Origin of the sequence: Rehaibacterium terrae (assembly GCF_014202935.1) — a bacterium.
In the GTDB taxonomy this organism is placed as follows: Bacteria; Pseudomonadota; Gammaproteobacteria; order Xanthomonadales; family Xanthomonadaceae; genus Rehaibacterium; species Rehaibacterium terrae.
This window is the reverse complement of the sequence record NZ_JACHHX010000009.1, coordinates 35,271-57,815: the sequence shown is the minus strand read 5'-3', so window position 1 is coordinate 57,815 and position 22,545 is coordinate 35,271. Positions and strand designations below refer to the sequence as shown.

Below are 22,545 nucleotides of genomic sequence, written 5' to 3'. Positions count from 1 at the left end.
CATTGCCCTGATGGGGCCGACCGCCTCGGGCAAGACCGCGCTGGCGGCGGACTGGACCGAGTTGCTCGGCACGGAAATCGTCAGCGTCGATTCGGCGCTGGTGTACCGCGGCATGGACATCGGTACCGCCAAGCCCGACGCCGCGTTGCTGGCGCGCGCGCCGCACCGCCTGATCGACATCCGCGAGCCGCACCAGAGCTACTCGGCGGCCGAGTTCGCCCGCGACGCACTGGCGGCGATGCGCGAGCTCGCCGCGCAGGGCCGGGTGCCGCTGCTGGTTGGCGGCACCGGGCTGTACTTCCATGCCCTGCTGCACGGGCTGTCGGAGATGCCGGAAGCCGATCCGGCGGTGCGCGAAGCGATCGCCGCCGAGGCCGCCGAACGCGGCTGGCCGGCGCTGCATGCCGAGCTGGCGAAGGTCGACCCGGAGGCCGCCGCGCGCATCCACGCCACCGATCCGCAGCGGATCATGCGTGCGCTGGAAGTGTGGCGGCTCAGCGGCCGGCCGATCAGCGACTGGCAGCGGGCCACGCAGCGGCGGCCGTTCCCGTTCCGCGTGCTCAGACTGGTGCTCGCCCCACGCGAGCGGGCCGTGCTGCATGCCCGCATCGCCGAGCGCTTCGATGCGATGCTGGCGGCGGGCTTCCTCGACGAGGTGCGCCGGCTGCGCGCCGATCCGCGTCTGCACCCGGACCTGCCGGCGTTGCGGGCGGTCGGCTACCGTCAGGCCTGGGCGCATCTGGCCGGCGAAACCGATGCCGCCACCTTCCGCGCCCGGGCCATCGCCGCCACCCGCCAGCTCGCCAAGCGCCAGCTCACCTGGCTGCGCGGCGAGCTGGACGCGCGCTGGCTGGATCCGCTGGCCGACCGCGCCGAACTCGACGTCGCCCGGCGGCGCTTCCTCGGCCGCTGACCGCCGGCCGGGTGTACCATGCGGGGCGGGGGCGCACGCCCCCGCTTGCCGGCCAGGACCCATTGGCCGGGGAACGCGCCGGTCTGGCGCGCCACAACAACAACCGGAGTCCACCATGTCCAAGGGACAGTCCCTGCAGGATCCTTTTCTCAACGCCCTGCGTCGTGAGCGCGTGCCGGTCTCGATCTACCTGGTCAACGGCATCAAGCTGCAGGGCACCATCGAGAGCTTCGACCAGTTCGTGGTCCTGCTGCGCAACACGGTGAGCCAGATGGTCTACAAGCACGCGATTTCCACCGTGGTGCCGGCGCGCAACGTCCGCCTCGGTCCGGGCGGCGGATCGGCACCGTCCGGCAGCGCCGACGAAGGCGACGGCGCGGAGGCGTGACGCCCCGGTGTTCGAGCGATCCAAACGGGGCGAGCACGCCCTGCTGATCCAGCCCCTGCCGCCCGCGCGCGGGGGCGGGTCGCCGGACGATGATCCGCTGGAGGAGTTCGCCGAGCTGGCCCGCTCGGCGGGCGCCACCATCGCCGCCACGCTCACCGCGCGCATCGACCGGCCCAATCCCGGTTACTACCTCGGCAGCGGCAAGGTCGAGGAAGCCAGGATGCTCTGCGACACGACCGGCGCCGACCTGGTGCTGGTCAATCATCAACTGAGCCCGGTGCAGGTGCGCAATCTCGAGCGCGCCCTGCAACGGCGCGTGATCGACCGTACCGGCCTGATCCTCGACATCTTCGCCCTGCGCGCGCGCTCGCACGAAGGCAAGCTGCAGGTCGAGCTGGCCCAGCTCAAGCACCTGGCGACCCGGCTGGTGCGCGGCTGGACCCACCTGGAGCGCCAGCGCGGCGGCGCCATCGGCCTGCGCGGCCCGGGCGAGACCCAGCTCGAAATGGATCGCCGCCTGTTGCAGCGGCGTGTGGAGTCGCTGCAGCGCCAGCTCGACAAGGTCGAGGTGCAACGCGCCCAGATGCGCCGTGCGCGGTTGCGCAACGAGGTGCCGCGGGTGGCCTTGGTCGGCTACACCAACGCCGGCAAGTCGACCCTGTTCAACGCCCTGACCGGTGCCGGCGTCTATGCCGCCGACCAGCTGTTCGCCACCCTCGACCCGACCGTGCGCCGGGTCGAGGGGCTGGACTGCGGGCCGCTGGTGCTGTCCGACACGGTGGGTTTCGTGCGCGATCTGCCGCACGAGCTGGTCGCCGCGTTCCGTTCGACGCTGTCGGAGGCGCGCGATGCCGATCTGCTGCTGCACGTGATCGACGCCGCCGACCCATTGCGCGACGAGCGCATCGCCCAGGTCGACGCGGTGCTGGAGGAAATCGGCGCCGGCGAACTGCCGCAACTGCTGGTCTACAACAAGATCGACCGCATCGAGGGCGCCGCCCCGCGCCGCGACCATCCCGGCCAGGGCCACGAGCGGGTCTGGCTGTCGGCGATGAGCGGGCAGGGGCTGGAGCTGCTGCGGCAGGCGCTGGCCGAGCGTTTCGCCGTGGTGCGATTGCGGGCCGGGTTGCATCTGCCCGGTTCGGCTGGACGATTGCGCGCCCGTCTCTACGAGCTGGGCGCAGTGCGGGGCGAACGGGTCGAGGACGACGGCTGGCGGCTCGACCTGGACATGCCACGCAGCACCGCCGAACAGCTCGCCGTGTTGCCCGAAGCGGCACCGCTCAAAGCACTTTTGCTTGCCGCTCACGGTGGGGGTTCCTACAATCGGGGCGGTTGAACGGCCCACTGCGCATCGGCGCGCCATTCCCTCGACCCGCGATATCCCGGCCCGCTGCGGCCCGGCGACGGGTGGATCGGGCGCCGGACAGGAGAGATACGGATGGCTTGGAACGAACCGGGTAAAGGCGGCGGCAAGGAGCCCTGGAAGGGACGCGATCCCGGCGACGACGTCGAGGCCTTCCTCAACCGCCTCAAGGCCAATCTCGGCCGCGTCTTCGGCGGCGGCTCGCCGCCGCGCAACGGCAAGGGCGGCGCGCCCGGCGCCGGCGGCCTGCTCGGCTGGGCCGTGCTGCTGCTGGCGATCTGGATCGTGTTCGACAGCTGGCAGATGATCGACGAGCGCCAGCGCGGCGTGGTGCTGCGTTTCGGCAAGTTCGACCGGCTGATGTCGCCCGGCCCCAACTTCAAGTGGCCGCGCCCGATCGAGACGGTCGAGAAGGTCGACGTCACCCAGGTGCGCAGCCTGTCCGACCAGGTGCGTCTGCTGACCCGCGACGAGAACATCGTCCAGATCGAGTTCAACGTGCAGTACCTGGTGTCCGATCCGCGCGGCTACCTGTTCGGCACCCGCGAACCCGACGACACCCTGCGCCAGGCCGCCGAGAGCGCCGTACGCGACGTGATCGGCAGCAACGAGATGGACACCATCCTCACCGGCGAGCGCGCCGCGCTGGCCGCCGAGGCGCGCACCCGTCTGCAGGCCACGCTGGACAGCTACGGCACCGGCCTGCAGGTGAGCGTGCTCAACCTGCAGAACGCCCGCCCGCCGGCGGAAGTGCGCGAGGCCTTCGACGATGCGATCAGCGCCCGCGAGGACCGCGAGCGCATCGAGAGCGAGGCCCAGGCCTACGCCAGCAAGGTGGTCCCGGAGGCGCGTGGTACCGCTGCCCGTATCCGCACCGAGGCCGAGGGCTACAAGCAGGCCATGATCGCCCGCGCCGAAGGCGATGCCGAGCGCTTCCGCCTGCTGGTCGACGAGTACCGCAAGGCGCCCGAGGTCACCCGTCGCCGCCTCTATCTGGAGACGATGCAGGAAGTGCTTGCCAACAACCGCAAGGTCTACTCCGGCGACAGCGGCAACGTGCTGTACCTGCCGCTGGGCGGCCAGAGCGCGGGCGATGCCCCGATGAGCCGCCTGCCGGCCGCCAGTGCCGCGTTGCCAGCGCTGGCACCGTCCACCGACACCTCGCCACGCACCAGTCGCACCGGCCGCACCGGCCGTGAGGAGAGCCGCCGATGAGGCCGATCATCGTCATTGTCGCCGTCCTGGCCGTCCTGCTGGGCATGGGCTCGGTCTACCAGGTGCGCGAGAACCAGGTCGGCATCCGCTTCCAGTTCGGCCGCGTGGTCGAGAGCGACATCCAGCCCGGCATCCACTTCAAGCTGCCGCTGGTGCAGAGCGTGCTGGTCTTCGACCGCCGCATCCTCACCCTCGACGCCCAGCCCGAGCGCTACCTCACCAGCGAGAAGAAGGACGTCAACGTCGACTTCTTCGTGAAGTGGCGCATCCGCGACGTGCGCCGCTACTACCAGGGCACCGCCGGCAACGAGCTGGCGGCCCTGCAGCGCCTGCGGCCGATCGTCACCGAGGCGATCCGCAACGAGATCAACCAGCGCACCCTGCAGGACGTGGTCTCGGGCGAACGCGCCTACCTCGCCCAGCGCTTCATCCAGGTGGCCAACCAGGCCAGCGAGAGCCTCGGCATCGAGGTGGTGGACGTGCGCATCAAGCGCATCGACCTGCCCGAGGACAGCACGGTCATCGGCTCGGTGTTCGACCGCATGCGCGCCGAGCGCCTGCGCGTCGCCAACCAGTTGCGCGCGGAAGGCCAGGAGGCGGCCGAGCGGATCCGTTCCGACGCCGAACGCCAGCGCGTGGTGATCGTGGCCGAGGCCGAGCGCGACGCCCAGCGGCTGCGCGGTGAGGGCGATGCCCGTGCCGCCGAGATCTACGCCGGTGCCTACGGCCGCGATGCCGAGTTCTATGCGTTCTACCGCAGTCTGGAGGCCTACCGTCGCGCCTTCGCCGACGGCGAGGGCGTGATGGTGCTCGACCGCAACGCCGAGTTCCTGCGCTACTTCGAGCAGGGCGCGCGCGTGCCGGCACGCTGAGCGGGGCATGCTCGCCGACCTGCTGGCCGCGCTGTGCCTGGTGCTGGTGATCGAGGGGCTGTTCCTGTTCGTCGCCCCTCAGACCTGGAAGCAGGCGGCCGCACAGCTGATCCGGACCCATGACCGCACCCTGCGCACCGGCGGTGCGGTCATGATCGTGCTGGGGCTGCTGGCCCTGCAGTTCGTGCGCTGACGGGGCTGGCCGGGGCGGCGCAAGCCGCCGGCTTCGTGCCCCGGGATGCCCGCCTGCAATCCCAGGCGTTTTCCGGGATAATTCGCAAAAGCCGGGGCGGTCCCCCGGCTTTTTCCGTGTCTGGGGTGCGCAGATCGCGCGCCCGTCGTGCCTGTCGGCGTTCGCAGGACAGGTCGCCAATTCATTCTGGAGTCTGGTGCGATGGGTCAGTCGGTGGTGGTTTTGGGCGCCCAGTGGGGGCGAGCGCCCGCGCTGGCGTGAGTCCGGTGGACTCACGCGCGGGCGTGAGCGCCGGAGGCAGGAGCCGGAGGCGGGGCGACTTGGCGAGGCAGGAGGCCGAGCCTAGTCGCCGACGTCGCTGCAGCAAGCATTCAAGTCATCAGGAGTAAACAAGATGGGTCAGTCGGTGGTGGTGTTGGGCGCCCAGTGGGGCGACGAAGGCAAGGGCAAGATCGTCGATCTGCTGACCGAGCAGGTGGGGGCGGTCGTGCGCTATCAGGGCGGCCACAACGCCGGCCACACGCTGGTGATCGGCGGCAAGAAGACCGTCCTGCACCTGATTCCCTCCGGCATCCTGCGCGAGGGCGTGCTGTGCCTGATCGGCAACGGCGTGGTGCTGAGCCCGGCGGCGCTGAAGAAAGAGATCGCCGAGCTCGAGGCCGAGGGCGTGGACGTGCGCTCGCGGCTGAAGATCAGCCCGGCCACGCCGCTGATCATGCCCTACCACATCGCGCTCGATCAGGCCCGCGAAAAGGCCGCCGGCGGCAAGGCCATCGGCACCACCGGCCGCGGCATCGGCCCGGCCTACGAGGACAAGGTGGCCCGTCGCGGTGTGCGCGTGGCCGACCTCAAGTACCCCGACGAGCTGGCCGAGAAGCTGCGCAGCGTCATCGACTATCACAACTTCGTGCTGACCCGATACCTCGGCGCCGAGGGTGTGGACTACCAGGCGGTGCTGGACGAGGCGCTGGCCTTCGGCGAGTACGTCGAGCCGATGAAGCACGATGTCGCCGGCCTGCTGCACCAGCTGCGCCGCGAGGGCAGGCGGGTGCTGTTCGAGGGCGCGCAGGGTTCGCTGCTGGACATCGATCACGGCACCTATCCTTACGTCACTTCGTCCAACACCACCGTCGGCGGTGCGCTGGCCGGCACCGGCGTCGGCGCCGACGCGATCGACTACGTGCTCGGCATCGCCAAGGCCTACGCCACCCGCGTCGGCGGCGGGCCGTTCCCGACCGAGCTGCACGACGCCATGGGCGAGGAGATCCGCAAGCGCGGCCAGGAGTTTGGCGCCACCACCGGCCGCCCGCGCCGCTGTGGCTGGATCGACATCGTCGCGCTCAAGCGCGCGGTCGCCATCAACGGCATCACCGGCCTGTGCGTGACCAAGCTCGACGTGCTCGACGGTCTGCCCAGCCTGAAGATGTGCATCGCCTACCGCTACCACGGCAAGGAGACCGAGTACCCGCCGCTGGACGCCGCCGGCTGGGACGAGATCGAGCCGGTGTACCTGGAGTTCCCGGGCTGGAGCGAGTCCACCCACGGCATCACCGAATGGGACAGGCTGCCGCCGGCGGCGCGCGCCTATCTGCGCGCGCTGGAGGAGCTGGTCGGCTGTCCGCTCGCGATCGTGGCCACCGGCCCCGAACGCGAGGCCAACATCATCCTGCAGGACCCTTACGCCTGATCCCTGCCGCCGTCATCCCGTGCGTCGGCACGGGATGACGGCCGAGCAGGGGGGCGCGAAGATACGCGCATGTTCCGCGTCCTCGGCATCGACCATGTCGTGCTGCGCGCCCGCGACCCGCGGGCGCTGGTGCGTTTCTACGTCGAGGCGCTGGGTTGCCCGGTCGAGCGCGAGCAGCCGGACCTCGGCCTGATCCAGCTGTGTGCCGGCCGTGCCCTGATCGACATCGTCGATGTCGCCGGCGCGATCGGCCGCGCCGGCGGCGCACCGCCCGGCGAGGAAGGGCGCAACCTCGATCATCTGTGCCTGCGCATCGAGCCCTGGGATCTCGACGCCCTCCGTGCCCACCTCGTCGCCCACGGTGCGCGCCTCGGCGAGTACGGCCAGCGCTACGGTGCCGAAGGCCGCGGGCCGTCGCTGTACCTGTACGACCCCGAGGGCAACCTGCTCGAACTCAAGGGGCCCGCGTCGGCTTCCGCCTGAGCCCCTCCACGCGCCGGTGCTCGGCCTCCGCCAGCACCCGCGCCTGGCGGATGCGCTCGAGCCACAGCTCGTTCTTCTCCGCCTCCTGCTCGTGCGTGGCGTCGGGAATGCGGTTGAACGGGATGCGCATCGGCGCCGCGGTCAGCGCGTCCTGGGCGCCGCCGAAGTAGATCTTGTTGAGGCCGTATTTCTCGTTGATGCGGTCGATCACCGCATTGAGCGCGCGCGCCTCGGCCTCGTCCTGCTGGCCGAACAGCGAGCCGCTGCTCTGGCTGCGCTCGATCAGCCGCAGCAGGGTCACGCCCACGGCGAGCACCGGCCGGCGGTCGCGGCGGCGCGCAATCAGTTCGCCCAGCCGGTGCAGCAGGGCGCGGGTGTCGTCGCAGTGGTCGAACTCCACCGCCGCCTCCCACGGGTCGGCGCCGACATACTTCACCTTCACCTGCAGCGCACCGGCCAGCAGGTTCTCGCCGCGCAGGCGCATCGCCGCCTTCTGCAGCAGTTTCTTGAGCACGGCGTTGGCGCCGGCCGTGCCGCGCAGCTCCGGCGGCAGTACGTGCGAGTGACCGATCGAGCCGCGCCGGGTCGGTGCATCCTCGACCTCCTCGCCGTGCAGCCTGGCGTGGAAGCGCTCGCCCTCGATGCCGCCCCAGATCCGCCGCAGTTCATGGCGTGGTGCCGCGCACAAGCGCTCGACGGTGGTGATGCCGGCCGCGCGCAGCCGTGCCTCCATCGCCGGGCCGATGCCGCACAGGTCGTTCAGTGCCAGCCGGTACAGCGCCTGCGGCAGGTCGACCGCTTCCAGCACCACCAGCCCATCCGGCTTTTGCATGTCCGAGGCGGTCTTGGCGAGGAAGGCATTGGGGGCGATGCCGATCGAGCAGCGCAGCCACTCGCCGACTTCCGCCACCGAGGCCTTGATCTCGCGCGCCAGCGCCACCGCGCGCTCGCGCCGGCGCTGGCTGCCCAGCAGCGTGCAGGCGACCTCGTCGATCGAGCCGACCTTGTGGATCGGAATGCAGCGCTCGATCGCCGCCAGCAGCGCGTGGTGGTAGTGCACGTAGCGCGCCGGCCGCGCCGGCACGATGGCGATGTCCGGACACAGCCGGCGCGCCTCGCGCACCAGGGTGCCGGTCTTCACCCCATGGCGCTTGGCCTCGATGCTGGCGGCGATGCAGCAGGTCGATTCGGCCATCACCGGCACCACGCCGACCGGCCGGCCGCGCAGCGCCGGGTCGTCCTGCTGCTCGACCGAGGCGAAGTAGGAGTTGAAGTCGACGAACAGGCTGCGCAGCGTCATGGCGGACATTCCCGACGCGGGCAACCAAGTCTACGCCGCCCGCCGTTAACCGGCGGTCTTTGTAGTCGGGTGCGGTCTCAGCGGCCGAGACGGGGGCGATGCGCGCCGCAACGAAAAAGGCCCGCCAGTGGCGGGCCTTTTTCAGCGATATGGTGCCCAGGAGAGGACTCGAACCTCCACGGTTTTACCCGCTAGTACCTGAAACTAGTGCGTCTACCAATTCCGCCACCTGGGCAGGTGGCCCGCACGCCCGGGGGCGCGAGGGAGCCGCATAAGTTACGCAGGGCCCCGATTGTTGTCAATGCCCGGCTGCGGGGGACTGAGGGCGCTGGTGTACCATGCCGGCATGAACAAGCCCCCCGCGAAGAAAAAGAAGGGCGGCGGCACCATGCCGCCGTGGATGCCCGAGTCGCCGACGATGCCGACGAAGGGCGGCAAGGCCGGCAAGCGCGGTGCGACGAAGCAGCAGGCCGACGGCGGCAAGCCTGGTGGCCGCGGCAAGACCGCGCCGGCCAGGCCTGGACAGTCGGACAGACCGAAACGCGAGGCGCCGACCGCCCGGCCGGGCGGCTTCCACGACCCTTACGCCAAGCGCGAGGCGCGGCGCTACGAATTCCCGATCCCGAGCCGCGAGGCGATCCTGGCGGTGCTGGCGGAGGAGGCGGAAGGGCCGCTGACCGCCGAACAGCTGGCCGGCATCCTCGGTCTGACCGCGCCCGACCGCTTCGAGGCACTGGGCAAGCGGCTGGCGGCGATGCTGCGCGACGGCCAGCTGCTGGTGAACCGGCGCGGGCAGTACGCCGTGGCGCGCAAGCTCGACCTGGTCGCCGGCACGGTGATCGCCAACCCGGAGGGTTTCGGTTTCCTGCGCCCGGATGTCGGCGGCGACGATCTGTTCCTGCCGCCCTACGAATTGCGCAAGGCGATGCACGGCGACCGTGTGCTGGCCAGCGTCACCGGGCTGGACCGGCGCGGCCGCCGCGAGGGCGCGATCGTCGAGGTGCTGGAGCGGCGACTGACCCGGCTGATGGGCCGCTACGAGGAGCGCGCCGGCATCGCCTACGTGGTGCCCGATGATCGCCGCATCCTGCAGGACATCCTGATTCCGCCCGATTCGCGCGGCGGCGCGCGCGAGGGGCAACTGGTGGTCTGCGAGATCACCGCGCCGCCCGAGCACAAACGGCCGCCGTTCGGCCGCGTGCTGTCGGTGCTGGGCGACCGGCTGACGCCTTCGCTGGTCGTGGAGGCGGCGATCCATGGCCATGGGCTGCCGCACGAGTTCCCGCAGGCAGTCCTGGACGAGGCCACCGCGGTGCCGCTGGAGGTGCCGGCCGAGGTCGCCGCCGCGCGCGTGGACCTGCGCAAGCTGCCGCTGGTCACCATCGACGGCGAGGACGCCAAGGACTTCGACGACGCGGTGTGGTGCGAGCCGACCCGCGACGGCTTCCGCCTGATCGTGGCCATTGCCGACGTCTCGCACTACGTGCGCCCGGGCACGCCGCTCGACGAGGAAGCGCAGACGCGCGCCACCTCGGTGTACTTCCCGGGCTTCGTGATCCCGATGCTTCCGGAGACGCTCTCCAACGGCATCTGCTCGCTGAACCCGAAGGTCGACCGGCTGTGCTTCGTCTGCGACATGCGCATCGACCGTGACGGCAACACCACGAAGGCGAAGTTCTACGAGGCGGTGATGCGCTCGCACGCCCGCCTGACCTACACCAAGGTGTGGAAGGCGATCGGCGAGCGCGACCCCGATGCCATCGGCGAGCTGGGCGAGCTGCTGCCGCACGTCGAGCGCCTGCACCAGCTCTACAAGGTGCTGGCCAAGGCGCGGGCGAAGCGCGGCGCGATCGAGTTCGAGACCAGCGAGACGCGCTTCGTGATCGGCCCGGCCGGCGAGGTGGTGCAGGCGGGCATGCTGCCGCGCAACGACGCCCACAAGCTGATCGAGGAATGCATGATCGCGGCCAATGTCGAGGCGGCGCGCTTCCTGATCGCGCGCGGCCTGCCGGCGCCGTTCCGCGTCCACGAGCGGCCGCCGGAGAACAAGTACGCCGAGCTGCTGGAGTTCCTCGCCGAGTTCAACCTCAGCCTGCCGCCCTGGGGCAAGGTGCGGCCGCGCGACTTCACCGCGCTGCTGAAGAAGGTGCGCGACCGGCCCGAAGCGGCGCTGCTGGAATCGGTGCTGCTGCGCGCGCAGAGCCTGGCGGTGTATTCGATCGACAATGTCGGCCACTTTGGCCTGGCGCTGGAGAGCTATGCCCACTTCACCTCGCCGATCCGGCGTTATCCGGACCTGCTGGTGCATCGTGCCATCAAGCACGCCCTCACCGGCGGCAGCGCGGAGGATTTCCTTTATTCACCCAGCGACATGGCGGCGCTGGCGTTGCAGTGCTCGGAGAAGTCGCGGCGCGCCGACGAGGCCACGCGCGAGGTCGACGAGCGTTACCGCGCCGCGTGGATGGAGCAGCACGTCGGCGGCGAGTTCGACGGCGTGATCAGCGGCGTGACCAGCTTCGGACTGTTCGTCGAGCTCACCGAGTCGAAGGTCACCGGGCTGGTGCACGTCACCCAGTTGCCGAACGACTACTACCACTTCGACCCGCTGCGCAGGACGCTCTCCGGCGAGCGCAAGGGGCTGAGCTTCCGGCTCGGTGACGCGGTACGGATCATCGTGCTGCGGGCCAGTCTGGAGGAGCGCAAGATCGACTTCCGGCTGGTGCTGCCGGAGACGAGGAACAAGAAGAAGTAAGCATCGGCGCAGTGACGGCGCACCTGTGCCTCGCTTGCGCCGCCTGGCTCCGCCACTGGAACGGGAAACGCACGCAACATGAGCAAGGGAACGGGCCATTGGGTGGCCGGCATCAACGCGGTGGCCGCGGCGCTGGCGCATGACGCCGCGCATGTGCGCGAGGTGCTGGTCGAGGCCGGCGCGAAGAATCCGCGCCTGGCCGAGATCGAGCGCGCCGCGCGCGACGCCGGCATCGCCGTGCGCAAGGTCAACGTGCAGGTACTGGAAGGCGCAGCCGGCGGCGTGCGCCACCAGGGCGTGGTGGCGCGTTACGAGGCCGCCCGTACCTGGGACGAGGGCGAGCTGCTGGAGCTGATCGAAGCGGCCGCGGGTCGCGCGTTGCTGCTGGTGCTCGACGGCGTGCAGGACCCGCACAACCTCGGCGCCTGCCTGCGCAGCGCGGCGGCGGCCGGCGTCACCGCGGTGGTGATCCCGAAGGACAGGTCGGCCCCGGTGAATGCCACCGTGCGCAAGACCTCGGCCGGCGCCGCCGACCGCCTCCCGGTGGTGCGCGTCACCAACCTCGCCCGCACGCTGCGCGCGATCCGCGATCTCGGCGTGTGGGCCTACGGGCTGGCCGGCGAGGCGCAGGGCTCGCTGTACTCGCTGGACCTGACCGGCAACGTGGCGCTGGTGCTCGGCGGCGAGGGCGAGGGTCTGCGCCGGCTCACCCGCGAGCATTGCGACGGCCTGGCGCGGATCCCGATGCCAGGCGACATGGAAAGCCTCAACGTCTCGGTGGCCGCGGGCGTGGCCCTGTTCGAGGCGGTGCGGCAGCGCACGGGGGCATGCTGACATGGCACTGGAGCTGCAATGGCACGACTACGCCGGCCTGCTCGGCGTCGGGCTGGTGCTGCTGGCCTTCTTCGGCCTGCAGGCCGGGCGGCTGCGCGGCGATGGCATCGTCTATCAGCTGATGAACCTGCTCGGCGCGACGCTGGTACTGATATCGCTGTTCTACTCTTTCAACCTGTCGGCCTTCGTGATCCAGATCGCCTGGATCGCCATCAGCCTGTACGGCATCGCCCGCGGCATCCGCCTGCGTCGCGCGCGACGGGAGTGACGCGCCCGCTCAAGCGCCCGATGTGCCCGTGGCGCGCTGCGGCAGCGGGATCTGGCCCGAGGCGATTTCCCACTGCCGCCAGCGGTTGAGGATGGTGCAGAACAGCTCGGCGGTGCGCAGGGCGTCGTAGACGGCCGAGTGCGCCTCGTTGCCGTCCCAGGGCAGGCCGGCGGCCTGCACGGCCTTGCTCAGCACCGTCTGTCCGTAGGCCATGCCGGCCAGCGTCACCGTGTCGAAGGTGCTGAACGGGTGGAACGGGTTGCGCTTGTGGCCGACGCGCTTGACCGCGGCGTTGACGAAGCCGAGGTCGAAGTGGGCGTTGTGGCCGACCAGGATCGCGCGTTGGCAGCCGTGGCGCCGGATTGCGGCGCGTACCGGCACGAAGATGCGGTCGAGCGCGGCGCGTTCGGGCACCGCGTCGCGGAACGGGTGGTCGAGCACGATGCCGGTCACTTCCAGCGAGCGCGGATCGATCTCCGCGCCGGGAAACGGTTCGACGTGTGTGGACACGGCCTGACCGGGGTGGAGGAAGCCGCCGTCGTCGACCTCGATCGGCACCGCGGCGATCTCGAGCAGGGCGTGCCGCTCGCAGTCGAAGCCGCCGGTCTCGACGTCCACGACCACGGGCAGGAACCCGCGGAAGCGCTCGGCCAGCCGCGGCATGTCGGGGGAATCGCTCATGCCGCAAGGATAGCAGGCGCCGGATCGGAGGCTCGACGAAGCGCCCGGAGCGGGCCGGGTTCCGTGCGGATCGGACGCTTGATGTGCCCGCTTCGGCGATGCCAGGGCAATGGATCCCGGCGAGCGTCGGGATGGCGAGAGTTCCGTGCCCGCTCCCGAGTCCCGAGCCTCAGGCGCGCGCGAAGCGATGCGCGATCAGCAGTGCCAGTCCGAGCACGACGGCGGCCAGTCCGACCGCCGGCAGCAGCATCAACAGCGGCAGACCGGACACGAGCAGGACCAGGCCCCAGCCGAGCGCACCGCCGCCGGGCTGCTCGGAGCGGTGGCCGAGCATCCGGACGATCAGCGCGTCCAGGCTGAGCCTGCCCGGGCCGTGCAGGATCAACGGCAGCAGCATCAGCGCGAACAGCAGCGGCAGTTTGAAGTTGCCGTGGCCCGTGTCGCGGATCGCGTAGCCCTGCCAGAGCTCGCCGAGCGAGTTCCACTCCGCCGGCCAGTGCACCGCGGCGGTGGCGACCACGGTGAGCACGAACAGGCTGAAGGCGAAAAAGCGCGTGCCCAGGCCGAACAGCAGCGCCAATGCGCCGAGCAGCTCGGCCCAGGTCGCCATCGTCCAGCTCAGGTCGGCAGGGACGATGTTGAGGGGGAAGGGAAACTGCGACTGGATGCCGCCGAACCAGTTTTCGCCGCGCAGTTTCTCGATGCCGGCTTCCCAGAACTCCCAGGCCAGGATCAGCCGCAGGCCGAGCGGGGCGAGCCAGTGGCCGACGCCATCGAGGCGGTCGCGGAGGTCGAGGGCGGAGTCGGTGAGTCGGTTCATGCGTATCTCTCGGCGAGGATTCTCTGGGGGCGGCAGCGGCGTGGGCCGCGACCGGTGAATCCGCGACCCGCCCGGTCGCGGCTCACGCCGCGTCTGACCAGGGCGGGGCGGGGCGGGTGCCGAGCAGGGCGCCGCTGTCGCGCAGCTGCACGAGCATGGCGGCACCCTGGGCGATGAAGGCCTCGACGTCGGGGGCATGCGCTTCGGCCGCCAGCGCGGCGAGCTGGTCGCGGCCGCTGAGCTCGGGAAATTCGCCGAGCCGTTGCAGCAGGCGGAAGGTCAGGCCGTTGATCTCGGAGAAGCGCACTCTGTGCGCGCGATCGCGGCGCACCAGCAGGAAGGTCGGCGTCTGCGGCGGCGTATCGGGCAGGAAGTCCGGCCCGAGCCGGTGCACCGGCCAGCGGTAGGCCAGTGGCCAGGCCAGCGGCGAGGGCAGCGGCGCGCCGGCCAGCAGGTCGCCCTGCGGATCGTGCGGCACCGTGGCCGGGTCGGCATCGTCGATGTCCAGCGCCAGCTCGACCCACTCGTAATGGGCCAGCTCCAGCAGCCAGGCCGGGTCGCCTGCGCCGCGCGCCTGCCGGTGCTCCAGGTACTGCAGGAACTCGCGCGGCAGCTCGGGGAACAGCGGCGTGCGGCAGCGGTGCTCGCGGAAGAAGCCGCGCACCAGCGCGTGCCAGTCGCCGTCGTCGAGCATCTTGCGGATCACGGGGAAGTTGCCGCTCAGCAGATCCTCGACGTTGTTGTAGAACAGCTCGCGATAGATCCGCAGCCGGCGATCCTCGATGCCGGGCGGCGGCGGGTTGGCGTCCGGGTCGCGGATATGCCGGGCCAGTGCGAACTCCTGCGCGCGCAGCGCGGCCGGGGCTTCAGCCGCGTGCATGGCGAACCTCCGGGGTTGTCGCGTCGCGCTGGAGGCGGCGGATGGTGGCCACCTCGGCGAGCAGTTCGTCGAAGGGCGGGAAGTTGAAGTCGCGCTCTAGCAGGGTCGGGCGCACGCCATACAGCCGATAGGCTTCGGCCAGCAGCGCCCAGACGTCGGGCTTGACGCTCGCGCCATGGGTGTCGACCTTGAGGTCGTCGGCTTCGTCGTAATGGCCGGCGATGTGGACATAGGCGATGCGCTCGCCGGGCAGGCGGCGCAGGAAGTCGACAGCGTCGTAGCGGTGGTTGACCGCGTTGACGAAGACGTTGTTGACGTCGAGCAGCAGTTCGCAGTCGGCCTCGGCCAGCACGGCATTCAGGAAGTCGATCTCGTCCATCCCCTGGAACGGCGCGGCGTAGTAGGAGACGTTCTCCACCGCGATGCGGCGGCCGACGATGTCCTGGGCCTGGCGGATGCGCGCGGCGACGTGGCGTACCGCCTCCTCGGTGAACGGGATCGGCATCAGGTCGTAGAGTTGGCCGTCGTCGGCGCAGTAGCTCAGGTGCTCGCTGTAGACGGGCACGCGGTGTTCGTCGAGGAAGCGCCGCACGCGGGTCAGGAAGGTTTCGTCGAGTGGTTCGGTCCCGCCCAGCGACAGCGACAGGCCGTGGCAGACCAGCGGGTAGCGCGCCGTGAGTTCATGCAGCCGCTCGCCGAGCCGGCCGCCGATGCCGATCCAGTTTTCCGGTGCGCATTCGAGGAAATCGAAATCGCCCGCTGCGGCCTCGCACAGCGGACCGAGCAGGGCGCGGCGCAGGCCCAGGCCGGCGCAGGCCTCGGGCAGGAGACGATGCTGGATCATCGGTCGTGTCCTCGTGGCGGGAGAATGCGGCGGGCGGTCGACGGGCGGAGCGCCCGTCGCCGCTCCGCATGGCGTCAGGCGATCAGTGGGCGCTGCCGCACTTGCCCTCGCCGCACTTGCCTTCCTTTTCGGCCTTCTTGTCGGCGCCGCACTTGCCTTCGCCGCACTTGCCTTCCTTTTCGGCCTTCTTGTCGGCGCCGCACTTGCCTTCGCCGCACTTGCCTTCCCTTTCGGCCTTCTTGTCGGCGCCGCACTTGCCCTCGCCGCACTTGCCCTCCTTTTCGGCCTTCTTGTCGGCGCCGCACTTGCCTTCGCCGCACTTGCCTTCCTTGCCCTTCTCGGCCTGGCTGTCGGCGGACAGCATGTAGCCCTGCGGCAGGTCGTTCATCGCGAAGGCCGAGGTGGCGATCGCGAAGCTGCCGATGAAGGCGGCGCCGATCGCCATCGAAACGGGTTTGATCTTGTTGGACATGGGTTCTCTCTCCTGGTGGGGTGGATGCGGAGCGTATCCGCGGGTGTTGCGGCCGACCGCGGTGCGGTGGCCGATGCTGCAGGGGCGCCGGGCACTCGGCGCCCGTGAAAAACACGGCCCTGGGCATTGGGCCGAGTCGCGGGCCGTCCCGGCTCGCCCGAGAGGCTGTTCTTTCACGGCCTTGTCAGCGGTCGAGATACTCCCGTGCCAGTACCCGCGCCCGGTGCAGCCGGGCCTTGGCGGCTTCGCGGGTCAGGCCCAGGCGCTGCATGATCTCGGCGATGGTCAATCCCTCCATGTCGCGCAGGAGGATGATCTCGCGATAATGCGTCGGCAGGGACTCGAGCGCGGCGGCGATGTCGTGGGTGAGTTCGGCATACGGCACGTCGCGCGCCGGCAGGATCTCGACCGGGACCGGCTCGCCACGCAGGTGGCGCAGGCCGCGCTTCATGCGGTTGCACTCGCGCTTGACGATGCGGAACAGCCAGGAAGTGAAGGCCTCGATCGCGCGCAACTGGCGGATGCCGCGAGCGATCCGCAGCAGGGCCTCCTGCACCGCGTCGTCGATGTCATTGACGATGCAGTGGTACTCGGCGTAACGGCGCAGATCCAGCCGCGAGTGCGTCAGCAGGCGTTCGAGCGCCTGCCGGTCGCCGGCGCGGGCGGCTTCGATATCGCAGTGCGTGCCGGTCATGGCGAGCAGCATGATGGCCTCGTTTTCCCTCAAGGTTAACGCCGGCAACGCAGCGTCGCGTGAAGGCGAGGCTGCGTTGCGACCATGAGAGGCAGGGACGAGGCGCGCGGATTCGCGACCCGGCGAATCCGTTCAGCTGGTGTTTAGCTGCCCGCGGACGGGGCTCAGAAGGCGAACTGGGCGCGCAGGGTCCAGCCGGTGGCGTCGCGACCGCTGCGGTCCTCGGCGGCCGTGTAGTCGAGCATCGCCCGCCAATACTTGCCGATCTGGGCGTTGAGGCCGAGCGTCCAGGCGTCCTGCCCGGTGCGGCCGCCACCGGCCAGCGGCAGGTCGAGGCGGCTGTAGCGCGCGACCAGTTCGACCGCGCCGAGCAGCGACTGGCCGGGCTCGGGGGTGCCGAACAGGCCGTCCTTGTAGACGCGCGGTGCGCCGCGCAGGGTCCACGCGGCGGCCAGGTAGCCGCCGTCGCCGCTGCTATGGTTGCCGCCGGGGGCATCGAAGCGCGAACCCAGCCATTCGCCCTGCAACAGCAGACGATCGTGCTGCCAGCCGGCCTCCAGGCCGTAGCGGGTCTGGCGGTCGAGCGGCAGGTTGCCGGTGCTGAGCCAGCTGCCGCCCTTGGGGCCGGTCTCGGGCCGCACGCGCAGGCGCAGGCTGGCCGATGACGGCTGCTCGACCGCCGCGGCGGCCCCGATATGCAGCAGGCCGGAGGCGCCGTCACCGAAGCCGCGGTACCAGCGCGCACCAAGGCCGGCATCCGGGCCGGCGTCATGGATGTCGCGGCCGTAGGCGCTCACCGCCAGCGTGCCCCAGGGCTGGCTGCGCACGTACTGCACGCCGAGCCGCCGGCCGGGGGCGAAGGCGCCGCTCACGCTGGATTCGGTGAACAGCGCGGCCTTGTCCGAGAGCAGCGCCTCCTGTCCGAGCGGCTGTTTGAACTGGCCGAGCCAGAGCCGGCCGCCGGCGAGCGGCAGGCGCAGGTAGACATCGGTCCAGGCGTCCGGCACGAAGTCGTACTCGACCTTCCAGTCCATCCCGTTGGCGAACTTGCCGCCCAGCGAGACCCGGCCGCGCCGCCAGAACGAGGCGTCGTCCAGCGGTGCCGGCGCCTCGTCGAAGCGCAGCAGGTCGTACTGGGCGAACACGCCCAGCCGCAGCGCGTCGCCGGCCTCGGCCTGGGCGGGAATGAGCAGGCCCAACCCGAGCAGGCAGGCCGTGGCGAGAAGACGCGGATGTGACATCGGTATGACCACAGGATGACAGGGCGTGCGCATCCTGTGACGGAAACATTACAGCTTTGTGACATCTGCAACGGTTTTGTCACGAAACCGGCACAGATCGCGGATCACGCACTGCGGGCAGTCCGGTTTGCGGGCCTTGCAGACGTAGCGACCGTGCAGGATCAGCCAGTGGTGGGCGTCCTTGCGGTATTCGGGCGGCACCGCCCGGAGCAGCTTGTCCTCGACTTCGCGCACGGTCCTGCCGGGCGCCAGTCCGGTCCGGTTGGCGACCCGGAAGATGTGGGTGTCGACGGCGATGGTCGGCTCGCCGAAGGCGGTGTTGAGCACCACGTTGGCAGTCTTGCGGCCGACGCCGGGGAGCCGCTCCAGCGCCTCGCGGGTTCGCGGCACCTCGCCGCCGTGGCGCTCGATCAGCAGGCGGCAGGTCTCGATGATGTTCTTCGCCTTGCTGTTGAACAGGCCGATGCTGGCGATGTAGCGCTTCAGGCCGTCCTCGCCGAGGGCGAGGATCTGCTCCGGGGTGTTGGCGACCGGGAACAGCTTGCGGGTGGCCTTGTTGACGCCGACGTCGGTGGCCTGCGCGGACAGGATCACCGCGATCAGCAGCTCGAACGGCGTGGTGTACTCCAGCTCGGTGGTCGGTTTCGGGTTGAGCTCGGCCAGGCGCGAGAACAGCTCGCGGCGCTCGGCCAGGCTCAGGCCGCGCGTCCGGCGCGGCGCGGGCTTGTTCATGCCGCCTCCATGGGGTGCGTGGACGCGGCGGCGCGGCGCGCCTGCCAGCGGTTGCGCAACGCGATCAGCAGCGCCAGCACGATGAACGCGCCCGGCGGCAGGATCGCCAGCAGGAAGCCGCGGTAGTGCTCGATGGCGGTGAGTTCCAGCCAAGGCAGGTGCAGCATGCGGCCGGCGCCGGCGAACAGGGTGCCGGCGCCGAACAGCTCGCGGATGAGGCCGATCGCCAGCAGCACGGCGAGGAAGCCCAGCCCGGTCGCGAAGCCGTCCAGCGCGGCGCGTGCCGGGTCGTGGCGCGAGGCGAAAGCCTCGGCGCGGCCCATGATCGCGCAGTTGGTCACGATCAGCGGCACGAACAGGCCGAGCACGGCGTGCAGGTCGGGCAGGAAGGCGCGCATCGACAGCTCGATGGTGGTCACCACCGCGGCGATCACCATGACAAAGGCGGGGATGCGCACGTCGCGGCGGGTGAGGCGGCGGATCGAGGCCACCACGGTATTGGTGGCGATCAGCGCGAGCAGCGTCGCCAGCCCCAGTCCCAGCGCGTTGACCGCGTTGTTGCTGACCGCCAGCAGCGGGCACAGCCCGAGCAGCTGCACCAGCCCGGCATTGCCGCTGGAGAGGCCGTATTCGAGGATCGTGCGGGGGGCGGGGGCGTCGTTCATCGGGGTCGCCGGGGCGTGTCCGGGGCATCGTCGAAGCGCAGCTCCGCGCCGGCCGCGGCAGCATACAGGGTGTCGCCGTGCTTCTCGACGAAGGCCAGCGCGCGGTGGACCGCGGCGATCACGGCGCGCGGCGTGATGGTCGCGCCGGCGAAGGCGTCGAAGTCGCCGCCGTCCTTGCGCACCGCCCAGCGCTCCGGCGGCGGGTCGCCGAGGCCGCGGCCGATGAAGCGGTCGATCCAGTCGCTCTTTTCCGCTTCGATGGCATCGCCCAGGCCGGGCGTTTCGCGGTGGTCGATCACGCGCACCCCGGCGAGCCGCCCGTCGCGGCCGATGCCGATCAGCAGCGCGATCGAGCCGCTGTAGCCGTCCGGCGCGAGCGCGCGCAACACCAGCTGCGTCTCGGTCCCGTCGCGGCGCGCCCGCCATACCGGCAGCGGTGTGTCGCTGCCCAGCCAGGCCGGCGCGCGCACGGTGATGGCGTCGGCCAGCGGGTCGTTGTCGTAGCGGTCGCGCGGCAGTACCGCGGCCAGCGCGCGCAGCTGCGCCTGCCGTTCGGCTTCGGCGATGCGCCCGGCGGTGAGCTCCTTGACGCCGGTGAGCAGTCCGGCAGCCAGCAGCGCGGTCAGCGCGAGCAGGGCGCCGGCGGACAGGATCTGGCGCAGGGTGAAGTTCATGCCGCGCCGCTCCGTCCGCGTGACTCGCCGTAGATGCGCGGCCGCGTGTGCAGGTCGATCCAGGGCGCGGCACAGTTCATCAGCAGCACGGCGAAGGCGACGCCGTCGGGATAGCCGCCCCAGCGGCGGATCACCAGCGTGAGCACGCCCACGGCGAGGCCGAAGATCAGCCGCCCGCGCGGCGTGGTGCAGCCGGACACCGGGTCGGTGGCGATGAAGAACGCCGCCAGCATCAGTGCGCCGGAAAACACATGCTGCAGCGGGAACGGGTGCACGTCCGGGTCGGCCAGCCAGAACGGCAGGGTCAGCGCGATCACGCCGCCCAGGGTCGCCACCGGCACCCGCCAGTCGATCACCCGCGTCCACAGCAGGAACAGGCCGCCGAGCAGGTAGCAGGTGGCGATCCACTCCCAGCCGCGGCCGCCGAGCGTGCCGAACACCGGGTTGTCGCGGATGTCGGGGATCATCTCGCCCTGCGCGGCGAGGCTGCGCAGCGTGTCCAGCGGGGTGGCGCGGGAGATCGCGTCCCACTGCCAAGGTGCCGGCAGGGTGCCGGTGAGGATCGCCGCCAGGCTGTCGGCGAAACCGGGCACGGCCACGTCCAGCCCGGCCGGGGGCGGCCACTGCGTCATCTCGCGCGGGAAGCAGACCAGCACCACGGCATAGCCGACCATCGCCGGGTTGAACAGGTTGTAGCCGAGCCCGCCGTACAGATGCTTGGCGAACACGATGGCGGCGAACATGCCGATCGCCGCGATCCACCACGGCGCCAGCGGCGGCAGGCACAGCGCGAACAGCACCGCGGTGAGCGGCGCGCTGAGGTCGCCGAGGAAGGGCCGCAGCGGCCGGTCGCGCAGGCGCAGCATGGCCGCCTCGAAGGCCAGCGCGAAGGCGACCGCCAGCGTCATCTGGATGACCAGCCCCGGTCCGAAGAACCACACGTGCGCGGCGGCGCCGGGCAACAGCGCCAGCAGCACCAGCGCCATCACCTGGCGCACGCTGCGGCCGGCGGGCAGGTGCGGTGCGGTGGCGGTGGGGAATTGCCTCATTCCTGCGACTCCTGCGGACTGGACTGGCGGCGCGCCCTGGCGCGCTCGATCGCCGCCGCCACTGCGTCCGGCGTCGCCGCCTGCGCCTTGCGCGCCGCCATCCGCGCGGCGCGCTCGGCTTCCTCGCGCTCCAGCCGCGCCTTGCGCGCCTGGAAGCGGGCCTTGGCGGCGGCGGCCTCGGCGGCCTCGCGGTCGCGGTGACGCAGCTCGGTCTTGGCGTAGCGGAAGTGCTGCACCAGCGGAATGTGGCTGGGGCAGACCAGGTCGCAGCAGCCGCACTCGATGCAGTCGAAGATGCCGTCAGCGCGGGCGCGCTCCCAGTTTTCGGCGCGCACATGCCACAGCAGTTGCTGCGGCAGCAGCCGGGCCGGGCAGACGCGCGCGCATTCACCGCAGCGGATGCAGGGCATTTCCGGTGCGGCGTCACGCACGTCGTCCTGTGCCAGCACCAGCACGCAGTTGCTGGTCTTGCCGATGGGGAAGTCGTCGTGCGGCAGCGCCACGCCCATCATCGGCCCGCCCAGCAGCAGGCGCGCCGCTTCCGGCGTGTAGCCGCCGGCCTGCGCGATCAGGTGCGACACCGGCGTGCCGAAGGCGACTTCGTAGTTGCCCGGCCGGGCCACGCCGCGTCCGGTGACGGTGACGATGCGCCGGGTCAGCGGCTCGCCGAGCGCCACCGCGCGCCAGACGGCGGCGGCGGTGGCGACGTTCTGCACGATCACGCCGATGTCGCGCGGCAGGCCGCCGCGTGGCACTTCGCGGCCGGTGAGCACGCGGATCAGTTGCCGCTCGCCGCCTTCGGGATAAATGGTCGGCACCGCGACCACCTCGATGCCGTCGTCGCCCAGCGCCCGGACCGCGGCATGTGCGGCCTTCAGCGCCTCGGCCATGCTCTCCTCGATGGCCAGCAGCACGCGCTCGGCGCCCACGATCCGGCGCAGGGCCTGGCCCCCGCGCAGCACTTGATCGGCCCGCTCACGCAGCAGACGGTCGTCGCAGGCGATGTAGGGTTCGCACTCGGCACCGTTGAGAATCAGCGTCTCGCGCGGCACCGCGAGTTTCTCGGCGGTGGGGAAGCCGGCACCGCCGAGGCCGGCGATGCCGGCGTCGCGCACGCGCGCGAGCAGTTCGCCGCGCGCGGCCGTCTGCCAGTCCAACGGCGGCAGGACGACGGCCTCGTCACTGCCGTCGGGCTCGATCAGCACGTGCAGGGCGTCGATGCCGGGCGGATGCGCCAGCGGGCGCGGCTCGACCGCGATCACCGTTCCGGCGGCCGGCGCGTGCACGTCGCAGCCGCGAACGCCGCCGACGCTGCCGATGCGCTCGCCGCGCCGCACGCGCCGGCCCGGCATGACGCAGGCTTCGGCCGCGTCGCCGGCATGCTGCACCAGCGGCACCGCCAGCCGCGCCGGCAGCGGGCAGGCGCGAATCGGCGCGGCCGTCGATTCGGCCTTGTGCTCGGGCAGCTTCAGGCCGCCGTGGAAGCGGTGCAGGCGCATGGACGTATGGTGTTCCTGTGGAG

At 71.0% G+C, this 22,545-nt stretch carries 24 protein-coding genes and 1 tRNA gene; 11 read left to right on the top strand and 14 right to left on the bottom strand.

Annotated features, from left to right (window positions below; genetic code table 11):
* The first annotated feature begins 10 nt into the window (after window positions 1–10).
* The 8 genes from miaA to HNQ58_RS07630 all read left to right on the top strand — a co-directional run bounded on the left by miaA (window position 11) and on the right by HNQ58_RS07630 (window position 7,117).
* The gene (gene miaA, locus HNQ58_RS07665) at window positions 11–913 is read left to right on the top strand and encodes a tRNA (adenosine(37)-N6)-dimethylallyltransferase MiaA (protein WP_183948379.1); all 903 of its coding nucleotides are present in this window, start codon (window positions 11–13) and stop codon (window positions 911–913) included.
* 115 nt (window positions 914–1,028) lie between these two features.
* Window positions 1,029–1,301, top strand: a complete 273-nt coding sequence (hfq, locus tag HNQ58_RS07660; RefSeq protein ID WP_183948320.1) for an RNA chaperone Hfq — start codon at window positions 1,029–1,031, stop codon at window positions 1,299–1,301.
* 7 nt (window positions 1,302–1,308) lie between these two features.
* Entirely contained in the window at window positions 1,309–2,640 is a 1,332-nt protein-coding gene (hflX, locus tag HNQ58_RS07655; RefSeq protein WP_183948319.1) for a ribosome rescue GTPase HflX, read from the top strand.
* A 102-nt stretch (window positions 2,641–2,742) separates the two neighbouring features.
* Window positions 2,743–3,882, top strand: a complete 1,140-nt coding sequence (gene hflK / locus HNQ58_RS07650; protein ID WP_183948318.1) for an FtsH protease activity modulator HflK — start codon at window positions 2,743–2,745, stop codon at window positions 3,880–3,882.
* On the top strand, window positions 3,879–4,754 hold the full coding sequence (gene hflC, locus HNQ58_RS07645) for a protease modulator HflC (protein ID WP_183948317.1): 876 nt from the start codon (window positions 3,879–3,881) through the stop codon (window positions 4,752–4,754). The genes hflK and hflC overlap by 4 nt, the downstream gene beginning before the upstream one ends.
* A gap of 7 nt (window positions 4,755–4,761) precedes the next feature.
* A complete protein-coding gene (locus HNQ58_RS07640) occupies window positions 4,762–4,947 on the top strand; it encodes a DUF2065 domain-containing protein (protein WP_183948316.1) in 186 nt (61 codons plus the stop codon).
* A gap of 394 nt (window positions 4,948–5,341) precedes the next feature.
* Window positions 5,342–6,634 (top strand): adenylosuccinate synthase, encoded by a 1,293-nt coding sequence (locus HNQ58_RS07635; RefSeq protein ID WP_183948315.1) that lies wholly within the window; start codon window positions 5,342–5,344, stop codon window positions 6,632–6,634.
* A 69-nt stretch (window positions 6,635–6,703) separates the two neighbouring features.
* Window positions 6,704–7,117 carry a VOC family protein gene (locus HNQ58_RS07630; RefSeq protein WP_183948314.1) on the top strand — a complete coding sequence of 138 codons (414 nt, stop codon included), beginning with the start codon at window positions 6,704–6,706 and terminating at the stop codon, window positions 7,115–7,117.
* Here the strand turns inward: HNQ58_RS07630 and HNQ58_RS07625 are convergent.
* On the bottom strand, window positions 7,089–8,417 hold the full coding sequence (locus tag HNQ58_RS07625) for a DNA polymerase Y family protein (protein WP_183948313.1): 1,329 nt from the start codon (window positions 8,415–8,417) through the stop codon (window positions 7,089–7,091). The two genes, HNQ58_RS07630 and HNQ58_RS07625, sit on opposite strands and share 29 nt — an antisense overlap.
* A 150-nt stretch (window positions 8,418–8,567) precedes the next feature.
* A tRNA-Leu gene (locus HNQ58_RS07620) sits at window positions 8,568–8,652 on the bottom strand.
* Window positions 8,653–8,763: 111 nt separating this feature from the next.
* On the opposite strand from HNQ58_RS07620, the gene rnr reads away from it, so the two are divergent.
* The 3 genes from rnr to HNQ58_RS07605 all read left to right on the top strand — a co-directional run bounded on the left by rnr (window position 8,764) and on the right by HNQ58_RS07605 (window position 12,271).
* Window positions 8,764–11,169, top strand: a complete 2,406-nt coding sequence (rnr, locus tag HNQ58_RS07615; RefSeq protein WP_183948312.1) for a ribonuclease R — start codon at window positions 8,764–8,766, stop codon at window positions 11,167–11,169.
* A gap of 78 nt (window positions 11,170–11,247) precedes the next feature.
* On the top strand, window positions 11,248–12,003 hold the full coding sequence (gene rlmB, locus HNQ58_RS07610) for a 23S rRNA (guanosine(2251)-2'-O)-methyltransferase RlmB (protein WP_183948311.1): 756 nt from the start codon (window positions 11,248–11,250) through the stop codon (window positions 12,001–12,003).
* Between the two features lies 1 nt (window position 12,004).
* Window positions 12,005–12,271, top strand: a complete 267-nt coding sequence (locus tag HNQ58_RS07605) for a CBU_0592 family membrane protein (protein ID WP_343057234.1) — start codon at window positions 12,005–12,007, stop codon at window positions 12,269–12,271.
* Between the two features lie 9 nt (window positions 12,272–12,280).
* On the opposite strand, the gene rnt is transcribed toward HNQ58_RS07605, so the two are convergent.
* From rnt to rsxC, 12 genes are all read right to left on the bottom strand, one after another.
* Complete coding sequence (gene rnt / locus HNQ58_RS07600) at window positions 12,281–12,952, bottom strand: ribonuclease T (RefSeq protein WP_183948310.1); 672 nt, start codon at window positions 12,950–12,952, stop codon at window positions 12,281–12,283.
* Window positions 12,953–13,121: 169 nt separating this feature from the next.
* Entirely contained in the window at window positions 13,122–13,772 is a 651-nt protein-coding gene (locus HNQ58_RS07595; RefSeq protein ID WP_183948309.1) for an HvfX family Cu-binding RiPP maturation protein, read from the bottom strand.
* Window positions 13,773–13,854: 82 nt separating this feature from the next.
* The gene (locus tag HNQ58_RS07590) at window positions 13,855–14,652 is read right to left on the bottom strand and encodes an HvfC family RiPP maturation protein (RefSeq protein WP_183948308.1); all 798 of its coding nucleotides are present in this window, start codon (window positions 14,650–14,652) and stop codon (window positions 13,855–13,857) included.
* Window positions 14,639–15,496 carry an HvfB family MNIO-type RiPP peptide maturase gene (locus HNQ58_RS07585; protein ID WP_183948307.1) on the bottom strand — a complete coding sequence of 286 codons (858 nt, stop codon included), beginning with the start codon at window positions 15,494–15,496 and terminating at the stop codon, window positions 14,639–14,641. The genes HNQ58_RS07590 and HNQ58_RS07585 overlap by 14 nt, the downstream gene beginning before the upstream one ends.
* Before the next feature lie 82 nt (window positions 15,497–15,578).
* Entirely contained in the window at window positions 15,579–15,968 is a 390-nt protein-coding gene (locus HNQ58_RS13405) for an HvfA family oxazolone/thioamide-modified RiPP metallophore (protein WP_183948306.1), read from the bottom strand.
* Window positions 15,969–16,152: 184 nt separating this feature from the next.
* Complete coding sequence (locus HNQ58_RS07575) at window positions 16,153–16,674, bottom strand: RNA polymerase sigma factor (RefSeq protein WP_183948305.1); 522 nt, start codon at window positions 16,672–16,674, stop codon at window positions 16,153–16,155.
* Window positions 16,675–16,826: 152 nt separating this feature from the next.
* Complete coding sequence (locus HNQ58_RS07570) at window positions 16,827–17,903, bottom strand: OprO/OprP family phosphate-selective porin (protein ID WP_183948304.1); 1,077 nt, start codon at window positions 17,901–17,903, stop codon at window positions 16,827–16,829.
* A gap of 48 nt (window positions 17,904–17,951) precedes the next feature.
* Window positions 17,952–18,635, bottom strand: coding sequence for an endonuclease III (gene nth / locus HNQ58_RS07565; RefSeq protein WP_183948303.1), 684 nt, complete (start codon window positions 18,633–18,635; stop codon window positions 17,952–17,954).
* Window positions 18,632–19,300, bottom strand: a complete 669-nt coding sequence (locus HNQ58_RS07560) for an electron transport complex subunit E (protein ID WP_183948302.1) — start codon at window positions 19,298–19,300, stop codon at window positions 18,632–18,634. Before HNQ58_RS07560 ends, nth begins: the two co-directional genes overlap by 4 nt.
* Complete coding sequence (gene rsxG, locus HNQ58_RS07555; protein WP_183948301.1) at window positions 19,297–19,974, bottom strand: electron transport complex subunit RsxG; 678 nt, start codon at window positions 19,972–19,974, stop codon at window positions 19,297–19,299. Before rsxG ends, HNQ58_RS07560 begins: the two co-directional genes overlap by 4 nt.
* Entirely contained in the window at window positions 19,971–21,023 is a 1,053-nt protein-coding gene (locus tag HNQ58_RS07550; RefSeq protein ID WP_183948300.1) for an RnfABCDGE type electron transport complex subunit D, read from the bottom strand. The genes rsxG and HNQ58_RS07550 overlap by 4 nt, the downstream gene beginning before the upstream one ends.
* Window positions 21,020–22,522: an electron transport complex subunit RsxC gene (gene rsxC / locus HNQ58_RS07545; RefSeq protein ID WP_183948299.1), complete on the bottom strand. Its 1,503-nt coding sequence runs from the start codon at window positions 22,520–22,522 to the stop codon at window positions 21,020–21,022. Before rsxC ends, HNQ58_RS07550 begins: the two co-directional genes overlap by 4 nt.
* Window positions 22,523–22,545: the final 23 nt, after the last annotated feature.

Excerpts from the sequence above, each read along its gene's own strand:
- HNQ58_RS07585 (WP_183948307.1), bottom strand. The coding sequence starts at position 15,496 with ATGATCCAGCATCGTCTCCTGCCCGAGGCCTGCGCCGGCCTGGGCCTG.
- HNQ58_RS07550 (WP_183948300.1), bottom strand. The coding sequence starts at position 21,023 with ATGAGGCAATTCCCCACCGCCACCGCACCGCACCTGCCCGCCGGCCGC.
- rnr (WP_183948312.1), top strand. The coding sequence starts at position 8,764 with ATGAACAAGCCCCCCGCGAAGAAAAAGAAGGGCGGCGGCACCATGCCG.
- hflC (WP_183948317.1), top strand. The coding sequence starts at position 3,879 with ATGAGGCCGATCATCGTCATTGTCGCCGTCCTGGCCGTCCTGCTGGGC.
- rsxG (WP_183948301.1), bottom strand. The coding sequence starts at position 19,974 with ATGAACTTCACCCTGCGCCAGATCCTGTCCGCCGGCGCCCTGCTCGCG.
- HNQ58_RS07595 (WP_183948309.1), bottom strand. The coding sequence starts at position 13,772 with ATGAACCGACTCACCGACTCCGCCCTCGACCTCCGCGACCGCCTCGAT.
- HNQ58_RS07630 (WP_183948314.1), top strand. The coding sequence starts at position 6,704 with ATGTTCCGCGTCCTCGGCATCGACCATGTCGTGCTGCGCGCCCGCGAC.
- HNQ58_RS13405 (WP_183948306.1), bottom strand. The coding sequence starts at position 15,968 with ATGTCCAACAAGATCAAACCCGTTTCGATGGCGATCGGCGCCGCCTTC.
- rlmB (WP_183948311.1), top strand. The coding sequence starts at position 11,248 with ATGAGCAAGGGAACGGGCCATTGGGTGGCCGGCATCAACGCGGTGGCC.
- rnt (WP_183948310.1), bottom strand. The coding sequence starts at position 12,952 with ATGAGCGATTCCCCCGACATGCCGCGGCTGGCCGAGCGCTTCCGCGGG.
- miaA (WP_183948379.1), top strand. The coding sequence starts at position 11 with ATGGGGCCGACCGCCTCGGGCAAGACCGCGCTGGCGGCGGACTGGACC.
- HNQ58_RS07570 (WP_183948304.1), bottom strand. The coding sequence starts at position 17,903 with ATGTCACATCCGCGTCTTCTCGCCACGGCCTGCCTGCTCGGGTTGGGC.
- hflK (WP_183948318.1), top strand. The coding sequence starts at position 2,743 with ATGGCTTGGAACGAACCGGGTAAAGGCGGCGGCAAGGAGCCCTGGAAG.
- HNQ58_RS07635 (WP_183948315.1), top strand. The coding sequence starts at position 5,342 with ATGGGTCAGTCGGTGGTGGTGTTGGGCGCCCAGTGGGGCGACGAAGGC.
- HNQ58_RS07590 (WP_183948308.1), bottom strand. The coding sequence starts at position 14,652 with ATGCACGCGGCTGAAGCCCCGGCCGCGCTGCGCGCGCAGGAGTTCGCA.
- HNQ58_RS07575 (WP_183948305.1), bottom strand. The coding sequence starts at position 16,674 with ATGCTGCTCGCCATGACCGGCACGCACTGCGATATCGAAGCCGCCCGC.
- HNQ58_RS07605 (WP_343057234.1), top strand. The coding sequence starts at position 12,005 with ATGGCACTGGAGCTGCAATGGCACGACTACGCCGGCCTGCTCGGCGTC.
- hfq (WP_183948320.1), top strand. The coding sequence starts at position 1,029 with ATGTCCAAGGGACAGTCCCTGCAGGATCCTTTTCTCAACGCCCTGCGT.
- HNQ58_RS07560 (WP_183948302.1), bottom strand. The coding sequence starts at position 19,300 with ATGAACGACGCCCCCGCCCCCCGCACGATCCTCGAATACGGCCTCTCC.
- nth (WP_183948303.1), bottom strand. The coding sequence starts at position 18,635 with ATGAACAAGCCCGCGCCGCGCCGGACGCGCGGCCTGAGCCTGGCCGAG.
- HNQ58_RS07640 (WP_183948316.1), top strand. The coding sequence starts at position 4,762 with ATGCTCGCCGACCTGCTGGCCGCGCTGTGCCTGGTGCTGGTGATCGAG.
- HNQ58_RS07625 (WP_183948313.1), bottom strand. The coding sequence starts at position 8,417 with ATGACGCTGCGCAGCCTGTTCGTCGACTTCAACTCCTACTTCGCCTCG.
- rsxC (WP_183948299.1), bottom strand. The coding sequence starts at position 22,522 with ATGCGCCTGCACCGCTTCCACGGCGGCCTGAAGCTGCCCGAGCACAAG.